This is a genomic window from Nitrospirota bacterium (genome assembly GCA_016212185.1).
Lineage (GTDB): Bacteria > Nitrospirota > Thermodesulfovibrionia > UBA6902 > DSMQ01 > JACRGX01.
On record JACRGX010000071.1, the window covers coordinates 1 to 14,071 of the forward strand.

Below are 14,071 nucleotides of genomic sequence, written 5' to 3' on the forward strand. Positions count from 1 at the left end.
GAGTTTGGAGTTTCGGGTTTAGAGTTTAGAGTTTCGAGTTCAGGGTTTTGGATTTTAAGTTTAGGGCTGAAAAAAACAAATTCATAAAGGACAATTATTATCGGAAGGGTGAAGGCAATTTCCTTAGTCTTCATGGCAAGGACGGCAGAAAGGACAGAGCCCAGATACCAGAACACAGATGACAGACTAAAGATTTTTTGCCTTTTGTCTGTGCTCTGTGCTCTGTGCTCTGTGCTCTGAGTTCTATGTTCTGAGTTCTGAATTTCACATACATCACAAGGCTCAGGAGATAAAACATTGTTACAAGCGACGTAAACCTCTGGACAATGTAAGTGACTGCCTGCGTCTGAACAGGGTGGGAGACGAAGATAAGGGCGGAGAATAAGGCAATTAAGTTCGTTGACTGTTGACCGTTGACCATTGACAGTGAATCCTGCCCCTCTGCCACTTTGTCCCTTTGCCCCTTTGCCCCTTTAAAGAATGTCAGAAGCGCCAGCCAGTAGACAAGCAGTGCGTTTATGATATGGATTGCGAGATTGACTATATGATAGCCTGTGACATCAAGGCCGTATAGTCTGTAATTCAGAGCAAATGTGAAATAGCCTATAAACCTGTTTTTAAAAGTGTTGTATAAGGGGAATGCTTTTGCATTTGAAGGCTCTGCAACATATTGAAGGTCTTTGATAATGGGATTTTCTACAATATTGGATGCATCATCAAACTGAAAAGATATATTAAAGGTGTTTGAATAGGCAAGGAAGCCGATAATAATCAGCAGGGTGTGAATTGTTGCTTTATGTTGAAGTATACTTTTGTTCTCTTTAAAACAGCGTCTGTCATTAATTTGCATATCAAAAAAGGAGATTAATTAAAATAATACATGTGCATTTTATAATCAAGCAATAAAAATATTAGTACAAATTAAGGCATAATTCGTTATAATTAATATCAAGCGTATGTCATTTAAATCCGGGATAGCGAGATGCGTTGTACTGCTCACTATCAGTTATCAACTGACAATGGCCAGTGCCTTTGCGCTTGAAGTGTCCCAAAAAAGAGATTGTGTAGTATGCCATGTCACATGGATGGACGACTTCAGGACCGGGAAAGAAACACTGATTAAATGGCAGCCTGGCAATACGCTGAAGAAAGACACGCAGGGTCTTGAAAGCTCAGAGGAAATCTGTTATAGCTGTCACGACGGCTATGTCAATGATTCACGGTATATTGTCTGGAAATATAACAGGCACAAGACCTTTGTCGTGCCTTCAAAAAATATAACAGTCCCTTCAACGCTTCCCTTAAGTGTAAAAAACGAGATTTACTGCGGAACCTGTCATTCAGCGCACGGGCTTGGCGCTGCTGCCCACGATAATACAGGAGCAACATATGTTTACCGCCTTCCCAATGTCAATTCAAGCCTGTGCAAGATGTGCCACAGGAATGAAGCTGCATACAGGTCTTCCAACAGTCATCCCGTAGACGTAGTCGCGGCTAAACTGCCCGACAAATTGTTTGCTATGGGTAGTAAAAAGGCAACAGATAAAAATATGGTAATCTGCGAATCATGCCATAAAGTGCATGGGGCAAGAGGCGACAAATTATTAGTGATTAATAATAAAAACTCAGAGTTATGCGCAACATGCCATGAAAAACAGGGGAGTCTGATTACGACTAAACACGATTTGAGGCAGACGCTCCCTGAAGAGAAAAATATAAAACAGCAGGCATTGTCCGAGTCAGGCCCGTGCAGCGCATGTCATATCCCGCATAATGCCGGAGGCAGGAAACTCTGGGCCAGGAAACTGAATCCCGGCAATCCGGCAGCGCAAATGTGTCTGACATGCCACGAAGAGGGCTCAGCTTATAAAACAAAACGCATCGGTAAATATTCGCATCCGATAAATGTCGCGGGGTTAAAGGAAAACATGCCGACCGTCCTCCCGTTATTTCTGGAGGACGGGACTAAAGAGCCTGACGGAAAGGTTCAGTGCTTTACCTGTCATGATATACATCAGTGGGACCCGGAGTCTCCTGACAACAAAGGCGACAAGGGGATAGAAGGTGATGCATCAAACAGTTTTTTAAGGGTATCAAACAGCACGGCATCCAATTTGTGCATGCAATGCCATACTGATAAAAAGCAGGTGCTGACATCCGACCATAACCTTGAGGTAACAGCCCCTGATGAGAAAAACATACAGGGGTTTACTCCTCAGGCGTCAGGGCCGTGTGGCGCCTGCCATATCCCGCATAATGCAGGAGGAGAGCACCTGTGGGCCAAGAAAGCCTCCGGAGGAAAAGATTTTGTTACAGAGTGGTGCTTTAGCTGTCATAATAAAAACGGGGCGGCAAAGGCAAAACTCACAGGAGAGATTTATCACCCGGTTGATGTTACTTTGGATAAATTCAATATATCAACAACGCTCCCGCTCTATGACAAAAACGGCAACAAAACGCAGCGCGGAAGGATGGTCTGCATCACCTGCCACGACCCACACGTCTGGAACCCTGCCAATCCTGTCACAGGTTATGTAAATAAAAACCTTGAAGGGGATGCGTCAAACAGTTTTTTGAGAAGGGCGGCTTCGCCGTTTTCAGACCTCTGCGAGACCTGCCATAAGGACAAGGCATTTATTGACGGTACAGACCATGACCTGAACATTACAGCTCCCCAGTCCAAAAATCTGCTGGGCCAGACGCCAAAAGAATCCGGCCAGTGCGGCGTATGCCATCTTGTTCACAACAGCCCCAATAAATTGAAATTATGGGCAAGGTCTTACGGGCAAATCTCTGAGAATGAAAGCATTATGAATTCCCTTTGCATAGGCTGTCATTCCAAGGGCAATATCGCCGAGAAAAAAATTCCTCCTGTCGCAACCCACCCCGAAAGAAAACTGATAAATAATATCCTGCGCTCCAACAGGCTGGCAATAGATTATACGCCCATTTATGATAAAAACGGCAGGGAGGTAAATGTCGGCAATATCTCATGCCCCTCCTGTCACAACGCACATCAGTGGAGCCCTCTGGCAAAGCAAAAAGGCGCCGGCAAGAACCTTGAGGGCGACGTAACTACCAGTTTTTTAAGGAATGTAAGTTATAATAATATCTGCATAGACTGTCATGGCCTTGACGCCCTTTTTAGGTATAAATATTTCCATGACCCTCATGAAAGAGTAGAGACAGCACGCACCCCAACTCCCGCAAAAAAAAGATAATTTTAAGCTTTAAATTTTTCACTTTAAATTTTTCATTTGACACTGTCGGGAAAGTTTTCTTATAATTAAAAGGTTTGTCTTTTTGACAAAGTTTTAAAATAATCAAACAAGGAGAGGAGGTGATATTAATGAAGAGACTCTTTACGTTAATGCTCGTTGTTACATTCCTTCTCAGCGTAGGAATCCTTACCAGTGAAGGAGCAAGTTACATCGGCGGCGGAAAGTGCAAGATGTGTCATATAAAGGAATATAAGTCATGGCAGGAAACAAAGATGGCAACAAGCACTGATAATTTAAAACCGGGCGTCAAGGCGGCTGAAAAAAAGAAGGCAGGAATAGACCCTAACAAAGACTATACTGCTGACCCGAATTGTCTGAAATGCCATACAACAGGCTACGGCAAAGGCGGTTTCAAGAGCCTTGCAGAAACACCTGAGTTGGCTAACGTACAGTGCGAAGGATGCCACGGTCCCGGAAGCGACTACTTACAAATAATGAAGAAGAACAAGGAGTTCAAGCTGTCTGAGGCAAAGGCTAAAGGACTGATAATTCCTTCAGAGGATGAAAAAGGCTGTATGGAATGCCATGGAGGGGACGGCCCATTCAACGAAAAAGTTGATGCCAAGTACAAGTTCAACTTCAAAGAAAAGCTTAAGACCACCCACGAGCATATACCGCTTAAATATCAGCACTAAGAGTTGTTGTGAGGCAGCAATTTAAAAAAGGAATCCGGATTTTCCGGATTCCTTTTTTTTGCGGCACGAATTTGCCCCGGCTGAAATAAGTTTTATTAATTAATTCTATTTGACCTCAATTCTGTAATTGCTTATTATTAAATATATGAAGTGGACTATCAAAATCAGGTGAGAGGGGAAAAACAGCCTGAGAAAAACCTTGAAGCAGATAATTTTATTGTTTTCATTTTTATTCCTGATTACCCCTCCGGCCTATGCTGTCAATATTCCGCATGGCGGGACAGTGCCTGATTTTACCCTGAACGCCCTTGATGGAAAGGTTGTTTCATTGGGCAAACACAAAGGCTCAATAGTAATTGTCATTTATTGGAAGCCAGACCACAAACGTTCCCTTGATGCGCTTAAAGACGTTCATGATATCCTCCGCGGATATAAAGATAAGGGCGTGCGTGCTATAAGTCTGACAGCAGGCGGAGAAAACAGGGAAAAGATTCAAAAGGCAGTCAATGATAACGGCATAGATTTCCCTGTCCTTACAGATGCAGACAGGCAGGTGTTTGGAGACTACGGGATAAGGGTATATCCATCAACATTGGTTATAGACAGGAATTTTAAGCTTACCTATGAGATTCCCGGACATCCTCTTACATATAAGACAACCCTTGAGGCATATCTTCAGTATATGCTCGGCGAAATAGACAGCAAGAAATTAGATGATATCCTTTCCTTCATGCCAGAGGCTGTTGACGAGGCATCGGCAATAGCAGAAAGAAGGTACAATCTTGCGCTAAAATTTACAGAGTCAGGGCTTTACGGGCAGGCGGAAGAAGCCGTCAAAAAATCCATAGAGATAAAACCCGGTATTGCCAGGCCCCATATAATGCTTGGCTTCCTGTTTCTTGCTGCAAAAGAAGCGGATAAAGCGGTTGATGAGTTTAGTAAGGCGTTGCAAATAGAGCCTGCCTCACATGATGCAAAGACAGGACTTGGCGCAGCGTTTATCTTAAAAGGAGACATTACTCAAGCTTTAAAAATTCTTGCTGATTCCGTTGATAAAAACCCATGCCCTCTGAGGGCATACTACGAACTTGGCAGGGCGTATGAGTTGAATGAAAATCGCTGGGAATATATAAAAAGGCTCTTCAGGATTATTTCAGGGGACATATAATCCCCTTTTTGCATGAAACCAGATAAATTAGATTATTCTGAGCCAGTCTTAAATCGTAGTTTCCCCGTATAGACAGGGAGTGCAAACTTCAGCAGTAACGTAAAGACCATCGCCCCGGCAGCCCATATGCCGATGGTTATACTTTTTTCAACTGCACTGGGGCTGTACTCATAGATTTCTCCAAGTGTGCTGGGGATAAATCCCGGGACAATCAGCCCCATGCCTTTTTCTATGTAAACTCCCAGGATTATCAAAGTACATGCCAAATTTAAGGTGAAATAATTCTCTCTTGTTTTCGGTCTCAGGAAGAGTATGAAAGCGGTTATGTTGAATATCAGGGCAAGCCACATCCAGATAACCATGTTGGAATGGCCGTGTAGGCCGAAATAAAGGTATTCCATTGGCGCAAGGTGAACACTGCCTGAATAAAACTCCTTAAAGACCTCGGCAAAGAATAAAAACAGGTTGATTCCCATAGCATACGCAATTAATTCTGCAATTTTAAATATCGCAGTGTCTGCAATTTCAATGTCAGAAACCTTTCTGATAATCTGGAATATTACCAGCATCAGCGCAGGGCCCGAACAGAGGGCAGATGCGATAAACCTCGGCGCCAATATTGATGCATTCCAGAACGGCCGCGCCGAAAGACCATTGTATAAAAATGCCGTAACAGTATGGATGCTGATTGCCCATGGTATTGATAAGACAACAAGGGGCCATATGATGGACATTTTGTATTCCTTGCCAAGAGACAGCCTGTAGAGGACATAGAACACTACGATTGTATTGATCGTAAGGTATCCGTTTAAAACCACCACATCCCATGCAAGAAGAGAATTTGGGAAATTCATCGCTCCGATTATGGGCAGGATATGCCATGCCCGGTCAGGTCTTCCCAGATCTGCCATGATAAAAAGCAGGCACATAACTATAGCGGTAATGGCGAGCATTTCGCCAAAGAGAACGATTTCTTTGATGGGTTTAAAATTATACAGATATGCCGGTATGACAAGGAGGACCGCTGCGGCAGCTACTCCGACAAGGAATGTAAAGTTGGAAATGTACATACCCCATGAGACCTGATCTCTCATATGTGTCAGTATCATGCCCTGGTCAAGCTGCCTTATATACGAAATAATCCCAAAAACAATAAAAAACAAGAGAAAGGCGAGCCATCCGTAATACCACTTACTGCCTTTTGTCAGGAATTTTACTGTAACGAAAAAATTTTTAACCGGCTGCAAAACATTTAACATATCTGTATCTCCTTGTGAAAACTAATCAGCAAAGAAGTAATAAAACTTCGGCGATGTATTCAGGTCTTCCTTGAGACGGAAGACTCTTTTATTTTCAATACAGTAACGTATCTCACTGTTTGGGTCTAACAGGTTGCCGAATTTCCTGGCTCCAACCGGGCAGATCTCAACGCACGCAGGGTATTTCCCTTCCCTCGTTCTCTGAATACAGAAGGTGCATTTTTCTACAACCCCCTTGTATCTGGGACGATTACCAAGATAGTGGGTTTCGGTATTGTATTCCTCCCTGGACCTGTTCGGTTTGCCCCAGTTGAAATGTCTCGCACCATACGGACAGGCTGCCATACAGTATCTGCATCCGATGCACCAGTTATAGTCAACTACAACAATCCCGTCGCGTTCTTTCCATGTTGCCTGCGTGGGACATACCTTTACGCACGGCGGGTTTTCGCACTGCTGGCATTGAATCGGCATATAAAAATGACCTTCTTCAGGAACCTCTTTGGGGGCATAATATGCCTCTGATTCCTCAAAGTTGCTTACGTATTTTTCCCCCTTCTTAAACCGTAGCACTGTTATCCAGTGAATCTGCGGCTGCACGGACTGATTGTTTTCCTTTACGCATGCATAAACGCATCTCCTGCAGCCTATGCACCTTGAAAGATCCAATCCATACCCGAAGAGAGTGCCTTCAAGAGGCTTTGTGTTTTTTATGTTAAAATTTACGCCGTAATTATCTGCGTATTCTTTCTGCAGACGTTTTATGACAGACTGGATCTCGTCATCATCCATTTCCTTGAAATGCTTCTGGAAGAACGCCTCCCAGACAGACGCATCTGCATTGCCTGCCGGCAATGCTAAGGATGCAAGCCCGGCGGTTGCTCCCTTAAGAAATGTTCTTCTGCTGCAGGGTTTTTGTATGATGTTATTTTTGTTTTTTTTGTCCATTTTTGTCCTTCAGTTTTTTCTCAGGCACTATAGAATAAACCTTCTCTGATATATTATTAATCGGGTTCAGCGGTATGCTGCCATCTGTTAATTTTTTAAATTTGTTGTCCTCGGGCCTTAAAGGCGGCGGCAGAGGCTCCAGGGGTTTAAACCTCGGCTGATGCGGATTATGGCAGTGCACACAAAGGCGGTACTGCTTTTCTCCATTCCACATCCCTGTTCTTTTGCCGTGTACGCCGGCTTTCCAGTCGCGGAAATGAGTCCCGTGGCACTGGCCGCACAGATAATACGACTCCTGAAATGAAATCAGCTTTCCGCCTGCCAGCCTCAGCTTATCCCTGTTGGCGGGGTTATGGCAGTCAAGACACCATCTTTGATCTTCCGCATGTTTAAGCTTTATCTCCTGATGAAACTCAAGCTCCCTTCTGTTTTGGTTTACCTCCATATTTGAATGGCAATCAGAACACGGGAAAATGCCTTCTGAGAAAGGGGGCGGGGGCACAAAATACTGAGGATGAGGTACATCGTTTGCGGCTGCTGCAGATGCAGACAAAAACAATACCGCCGTTACGGCAAAAAAGAATATTTGACAGACATTTTTCATCATCTTAATTTTACACACAGGTATAATTAACTGCGTGGCGGTTTCTCCAATTTTTGCTTCAACGATTAAATTATTTTTGTATAAACAACTTAATCTTTGTATGTCTTTGCAAGCAGGCCAACCACCACACTCAGCCCGATAAAGATAAGCATAAGGAAGGTGGAAAAGTTTTTCCTGAAGTGAATTTCATCAATTGATTCTTTTATCTTTGCCTCAATAGCGTTTAGCCGCTGCATAAATTCATCGGTCCTCTGTTTTACGAGGTCGGCATCAATTGTGTGAAACAAGGCGTGAAACTCTGCCTGTGTGCTGAACAGCTCCCGCTTTTCATTACCGGTATATATTCCTTCTGTCTTCAGGCTTTCAAGCTGGCTGTCAATCTCTTTTATTTTATTTTCCGTTACAAAAAGCGCCTGTTTCATAATCTTTGCCCTTTCGTACGAGTGGCACTTTGTGCATCTGCCTTCATTAATAATATCCATGGTTGTTTTTTGTATGTTGTGGGAGCCGTGACAGATAACACAGTTCGGTCCTTTCCCTGTGGCAAGCAACGCCTTGCCGTGTCCGCTTTCAAGATAATTCCTCAGAATACCTATGTGACACTTCCCGCAGAACTGCGGTATATCCGCAGGTTTGGGAGTCCCGACAAACCCCCTTTGATGCGACATTGACATAGTTGCATCCTTGTAGTCGCCGCCGTGGCAGTCATGGCACATTACATTGTTCTGGTAATGCCAGCTCATCTTCCATTCCTGCGGGATGCTCCGGAATTCGGGTCTCATGCTGTTGGAGGAATGGCATTCAATGCAAGCATTTACCTCCAGTTCTTCGCCGCCCCACGATTTATATAAGAATTCTTTCTCAAAGGCTTCTTTGTATCCTGCGGTTGCCGGATACGAAAACAATAAAGCTATGAGCGCCGGAAGAATAAAATATCTCACGAGTATTTCCCCCAGACAGTCAAGGATAACCACATTATCACCGCTACTATTAAAAGAGCGAGAAGAAACGGGCGTTTAAAAATGTTTTTTTCGTTTTTTGTTTCTAAAAATGGCCATAGCAAGAAAACCACAGTAAGTAATATCTGCATGGATATGCCAAAAAATTTATTGGGAATAATTTTAAACATCTGATACGGAGCAAGGAAATACCACTCAGGCTTTATGGAAATCGGCGTCTTAAAAGGATCAGCCGGTGTATTTGCAGCCTCAGGGATGAAGAAGGTAGGCATAAATGTTATCACAAAGAACACCGTGGCAAAAAACACCATAATCATAAAAACCTGTTTTAATAAAAAGTACGGATAGAACGGATATCCTTCAGTCATTTTTTCTCCCTGAGTGTTGAGGGGAGAAGCGGAAAACCCCAGGTGCTTTACCAGAAAGACATGGAATCCGACAATAGACAGGAAAATAGGCGGCAGGAATGCTACATGCAGGGCAAAAAATCTTGACAGCGTCGTTCCTGTCACTAACTCTCCGCCTCTCAGGAGATTGGCAATATAATCACCTGCCACAGGGAAAGCCGTAGGTATATTGGTGACAATAGTTGTTGCCCAGAAACTCCTCTGGCTCCATGGCAGCAAATAACCACTGAGGCAGAATATAAGCGTGATTAACAGCAGACACACACCTGCTACCCATGTTAATTCCCTTGGTTTCTTATACGCAAGCAGCATGAAAATTGATATGAGGTGCAGGGTTACAACTACAACCATAAGGTTGCTGACTACAATATGTATCATCCTCAGAAGCCAGCCGAAAGGGACACTATTCATTATCTCCTGTACGCTTTTGAATGCATAGTCGGGATGAGGTATATAGTAGACGAGGAGAAAGTATCCTGAAACAGCCTGGACCATATATGCGACTAAGCTGACAATCCCGAGGGTATATAATATATTAGTCTCTTTGGGGACTTTGTACCCTTTCAGTTTGTCTTGAACAAATGATTCACAGCCTATTCTTTCATCCAGATAGTTTATTATCTTCTGCCACATAAAATTACTGATTCCTATCCTATTATTATATTCTCCCCCTGCACATTCAGAAGCAGCCTCGTCAGCGGTTTTGGGGGCGGCCCTGATATGATGTGTCCCTCAATGCTGAAGGTGCCTGCATGACAGGGGCAGATAAATCTGTTTATCTCTTTATTATATTCAACAAGGCATCCAAGGTGTGTGCAGATTCTTGACAGGGCTATATAGCCCATGCCTTTTACGTTTACCACAATGGCAGGGGTGCCGCCAAAGACAATTTCTTTTCCTTCGCCGAGAGGTAAATCGCTCTTTTTGACTGTTACCTGTTCTCCTGTTGTCTTTGCCTCATGGGGGGTAAGAAACCGTACTAACGGATAAGCAAAGGCGCCCACGGCCGCCGAGCCTAAAACAAAAGTCAGAAGTTTTAAAAAACCACGTCTCTTCATTTAAGTGCCCTCTTGAAAAATTTAAAACATTTAAAAAATAACAGAAACAACTTTGTTTGTCAATCAAAAAGCTGTTTTATTCATTATTATCTCTCTTGAATTTTAAAGAAGGCGCAAATTTATTGAAGAACCAGAAAAAAACAAACGGCAGAATGGCAATAACAAGCGCTCCTGCGGCACCTTCCTTAAAAGCTTCAAGATTGTGCGGGATAATCGGCATACTATAGTGCATATAGCCGGCGTATGAATTGGAAAATGCCTGTCCGCCGATTACAACGTTCCACCTCATCATAAACACCCCTAACAGAACAAGCAACGTTGCGATAACCGCCCTTCTTATTGTCAGTCCGGGTATCAGGAGGAGTATGAAAGGAATGAGGTTGCCGCAGAGGTACTGGAGCACAAAGATATTAAAAAAGTCCTTGCCGTAAATGACCGAGCGGAGTATGTCCCATGACTTCATGGCAGTATAACCCCTGAATACAAGGTCCAGCATCTCAAGGGTCATTGCCGCAATCATGGCGGCTATGAGGTATTTTGAAGTCTTCCGTATAACGTCAACTTCCGCGCCTTTTATCTCTACGGAAACCTGATCCTCATGTTTTTTCTTGGCCCTGAATTTCTTCCATTCCATTATCACAATATATGTAACCATGCAGAGGGCTACTCCCGAGACCACTGCGGACATAATAAATATGATCGGCATAAGCGGCGTCGTCCAGAGGGCATTTGCCTTAACCGAGCCAAAGATAAATCCTGCATAACCATGCAGAAAAAACGCCACAGGGATACCGATGCCTGCAAGTACCTTGATTAATTTTTCGTCTTTGTGAACAGCTTGCTCTCCGATATCATAGGCGCCGAGGGTAAGGAGATTAAAGATTAACCTGTTGACAAAATTAATCAGCCCGCCCTTTCCTATAAGGGCTATTGCCTGTTCAACAAAGTGTTTTCTGTAGACAAACCATACCTCTGCAGCGACTATCATCATGTAAATGAGGTAAACCATGCCGAATGCGGCAATAGCTGATGTGAAGTGGGGAGTGAAAAAGACCTCCGTATTTCTCTGAGGCTGCTGCAAATGAAAAAGAAGCGGCATCGGGGCAACGATAAGAAGGGCAAAGGAAAAGACCAGCGAAAACTTGGCAAGGTCTTTGATATCTTTCTGCCCGAAGACATGATAAAGAGACGACAATACAAAGGCGCCTGCAACAAACCCCGTCATCAACGGATACATTACAATCTGGATGGTCCAGTATATATATTCGTTGGGATATGTAAACAACTCTTTAGTCGTCCACTCTGCGCCGTGAACAATTAATTCTTTTATTTCAGGTGTCATCTATAAATTACCTCACGTTTTCGTCCATCCCAATGTAGTAAACCTGGGGTTTTGTCCCGAATGCATCTTTCAGGACAGACACCCTTTCATTCTGGATGATTTTTGTTACAGGGTCGTTGCGGTCTTTAAGGTTTCCTATCTGACGCGCGCCAAACGGACAGGCATCTACGCAGGCAGTCTTCATGCCCTGAGAAATACGGTGGTAGCAGAATGTGCACTTCTCAGCTACCCTAAGTATGGGATTGAAAAACCTTGCGCCGTAAGGGCATGACTGAATACAGTAGCCGCAGCCTATGCACCACTTTCTGTCAATCAGTATCACGCCGTCTGTCGTTTTATACGTTGCGCCTACCGGACAAACCTGCACACATGGCGGGTTTTCACACTGGTTGCAGAGCTTGGGTACAAAAAACGCCTTTGCAATATTCTCGGGGTTCACTTCTATATTGTTGACCTTCTGCGAGGTAAAACCGTTTGCACCTGCATGCGGAGAGTCAATCAACACCCTGCCGTCTTTTAGTATTATATATCTCTCCACCCACGTCCTTGAAACAGGCACTTCAAGAGGAATCTCATTTTCCTGTTTGCAGGCCTTGACGCACAAGCCGCAGCCGACACATTTATATGTGTCAACGACAAAACCCCACAGGACAGGGGTTTCTTTTATGGCTGCCATTACTTCAGAAGGGCTTAAGACCTTCAAGGCGCCTGCAGGCAGCGCAGCAAGTGCAGCTCCTTTAACAATGGTTATTATAAATCCTCTTCTTGTCATTCCCATATTTACAGTTCCTCTATTATATATCAGGGTTGTGCGGATCGTGGCAAGCGCTGCACCCGTCATCAGGGTTATGTTCTACCGGGTTTATCCCTTTAATCTTTGACCTCATGCTTGATGCGTAAGGCAGGTATGCATGGCACCTGATACACAGTTCCCTGCTTTTATCAACAATTAGTTTCTCGGGATTTTCAGGATGCTCTATTGCCGGCCCATGGCAGTTTTCGCACTGTATAACCTTGTGCTTGGATGCCATATTGGATTTATATTTATCTTCGTGGCAGTCTTTGCAGTATTCTTTTGTCCGGTATTTAACCTTAAATGCCTTCCATTCATTCAGATTGCTTTTCCTGTGATAACTATACATGAATCCCCTGTCTCCAACACCGAAATCCGAAGGGACTACAAATGACCTTGCAATAAGGATTACCACTACAAGCCCTATTGCAACCCATAATGGACGCCATACATGACTTTTCAACTGCCTTTCCCTCCCTTTTTCTAAAAAAGAACAATACAAGACAAGGGCTTTCAAAAAACACACTAACATAACAAAATCAACAGTATCAGTCAAAATAAAAAAAATTATGCATCTATAATTTTATCTTATAACTTGCTTGTCTGTTAGGAATGCGGAAGTTGACATAATAAAAGGTCTAATTATAAACTCCTTGTAAAAAGACTATGAACAGGCTTCAAAAAAATCCAGTCAAAATACAAACCATGTTCTCTTCAATTGCGCCGCAGTACGACCTTCTTAATAAACTGCTGAGTTTCGGCAGGGACCGTTACTGGAGGCGGTTTGCAGTGGGACAGCTTCCCGTGGTTAAAGACGGTCTGTTTCTTGACGCAGCCACAGGCACAGGAGATGTTGCGCTGGAGATCATTAAACAGCGCCCTCAGGCAACGGTAACCGGAGTGGACTTCAGCGACCAAATGATTGCGACCGGAAAGAAAAAAATATTAAAAACAGGGAAACAGGATAAAATAGAACTCCGCATCGGAGATATAACCGCCCTGCCCTTTGAGGATAAGACATTTGATGCCGCAATAATTGCCTTCGGGATACGGAACATCCCTGATTACAAAAAAGGGCTTATGGAAATGGCAAGGGTGGTTAAAGACGGCGGCAGGATAGTTGTCCTGGAATTTACAAGCATCCAAAGCCGGTTGTTTAAATTACCGTTCCGCCTGTACCTCACAAAACTTCTGCCTGCCGTCGGCAGCGCAATCTCCGGCAGGAAAGGCGCTTATGAATATCTCTCGGAATCTGTAATTGATTTTCCCCCGCCGGACGAATTTAAAAAGATAATGGAGGAGTCGGGCTTAAAAGAGGTGCGCTATTATCCGTTGACATTCAGTATTGTGACAGTGCATGTCGGGGAAAAATAATCGCTGACAGCAGGTATTTGTGCCTGCTCTTAGGTATGTTGAGTTTATTTAAAGGGTTTTGAAGATATTTATGCCTTCTCTTGGTAAGTATATTACGAAACCCAGTCATAAAAAAATCTTTAGAACGCAACAGAGTTCTTTGAGAGACAATTATTTTGCCATACTATTTGCCTGATAAATTATAACTTCTTACTGAAAATAATTGTCTGTCTGATGTGTTGCTCTAAAGCTTTTTTTCCGACC

At 43.6% G+C, this 14,071-nt stretch carries 14 protein-coding genes; 4 read left to right on the top strand and 10 right to left on the bottom strand.

The window, feature by feature from the left end:
- Positions 1-130: 130 nt before the first annotated feature.
- Positions 131-850: a hypothetical protein gene (locus tag HZA10_08585; protein MBI5196365.1), complete on the bottom strand. Its 720-nt coding sequence runs from the start codon at positions 848-850 to the stop codon at positions 131-133.
- A gap of 106 nt (positions 851-956) precedes the next feature.
- Here HZA10_08585 and HZA10_08590 point away from each other — a divergent pair, with 106 nt between their 5' ends.
- The 3 genes from HZA10_08590 (at position 957) to HZA10_08600 (ending at position 5,084) form a co-directional block, all read left to right on the top strand.
- The gene (locus tag HZA10_08590) at positions 957-3,221 is read left to right on the top strand and encodes a hypothetical protein (GenBank protein MBI5196366.1); all 2,265 of its coding nucleotides are present in this window, start codon (positions 957-959) and stop codon (positions 3,219-3,221) included.
- 128 nt (positions 3,222-3,349) lie between these two features.
- Positions 3,350-3,916, top strand: a complete 567-nt coding sequence (locus HZA10_08595) for a hypothetical protein (protein MBI5196367.1) — start codon at positions 3,350-3,352, stop codon at positions 3,914-3,916.
- Positions 3,917-4,115: 199 nt separating this feature from the next.
- A complete protein-coding gene (locus HZA10_08600; GenBank protein MBI5196368.1) occupies positions 4,116-5,084 on the top strand; it encodes a redoxin domain-containing protein in 969 nt (322 codons plus the stop codon).
- A 32-nt stretch (positions 5,085-5,116) separates the two neighbouring features.
- Here the strand turns inward: HZA10_08600 and nrfD (HZA10_08605) are convergent, their stop codons facing one another.
- The 9 genes from nrfD (HZA10_08605) to HZA10_08645 form a co-directional block, all read right to left on the bottom strand.
- Positions 5,117-6,343, bottom strand: a complete 1,227-nt coding sequence (nrfD, locus tag HZA10_08605; GenBank protein ID MBI5196369.1) for a polysulfide reductase NrfD — start codon at positions 6,341-6,343, stop codon at positions 5,117-5,119.
- Between the two features lie 21 nt (positions 6,344-6,364).
- Positions 6,365-7,291, bottom strand: coding sequence for a 4Fe-4S dicluster domain-containing protein (locus HZA10_08610; protein MBI5196370.1), 927 nt, complete (start codon positions 7,289-7,291; stop codon positions 6,365-6,367).
- On the bottom strand, positions 7,269-7,844 hold the full coding sequence (locus HZA10_08615; protein ID MBI5196371.1) for a hypothetical protein: 576 nt from the start codon (positions 7,842-7,844) through the stop codon (positions 7,269-7,271). Before HZA10_08615 ends, HZA10_08610 begins: the two co-directional genes overlap by 23 nt.
- Positions 7,845-7,984: 140 nt before the next feature.
- Positions 7,985-8,836 (bottom strand): cytochrome C, encoded by an 852-nt coding sequence (locus HZA10_08620; protein ID MBI5196372.1) that lies wholly within the window; start codon positions 8,834-8,836, stop codon positions 7,985-7,987.
- Positions 8,833-9,894 (bottom strand): cytochrome bc complex cytochrome b subunit, encoded by a 1,062-nt coding sequence (locus HZA10_08625; protein ID MBI5196373.1) that lies wholly within the window; start codon positions 9,892-9,894, stop codon positions 8,833-8,835. Before HZA10_08625 ends, HZA10_08620 begins: the two co-directional genes overlap by 4 nt.
- Positions 9,895-9,908: 14 nt before the next feature.
- Positions 9,909-10,319: a Rieske 2Fe-2S domain-containing protein gene (locus HZA10_08630; GenBank protein MBI5196374.1), complete on the bottom strand. Its 411-nt coding sequence runs from the start codon at positions 10,317-10,319 to the stop codon at positions 9,909-9,911.
- A gap of 76 nt (positions 10,320-10,395) precedes the next feature.
- Positions 10,396-11,637 carry a polysulfide reductase NrfD gene (nrfD, locus tag HZA10_08635; protein MBI5196375.1) on the bottom strand — a complete coding sequence of 414 codons (1,242 nt, stop codon included), beginning with the start codon at positions 11,635-11,637 and terminating at the stop codon, positions 10,396-10,398.
- Between the two features lie 31 nt (positions 11,638-11,668).
- Complete coding sequence (locus tag HZA10_08640) at positions 11,669-12,433, bottom strand: 4Fe-4S dicluster domain-containing protein (protein ID MBI5196376.1); 765 nt, start codon at positions 12,431-12,433, stop codon at positions 11,669-11,671.
- Between the two features lie 22 nt (positions 12,434-12,455).
- A complete protein-coding gene (locus tag HZA10_08645; GenBank protein ID MBI5196377.1) occupies positions 12,456-12,917 on the bottom strand; it encodes a cytochrome C in 462 nt (153 codons plus the stop codon).
- Positions 12,918-13,120: 203 nt separating this feature from the next.
- On the opposite strand from HZA10_08645, the gene ubiE reads away from it, so the two are divergent.
- Positions 13,121-13,828 (top strand): bifunctional demethylmenaquinone methyltransferase/2-methoxy-6-polyprenyl-1,4-benzoquinol methylase UbiE, encoded by a 708-nt coding sequence (gene ubiE / locus HZA10_08650; GenBank protein ID MBI5196378.1) that lies wholly within the window; start codon positions 13,121-13,123, stop codon positions 13,826-13,828.
- Positions 13,829-14,071: the final 243 nt, after the last annotated feature.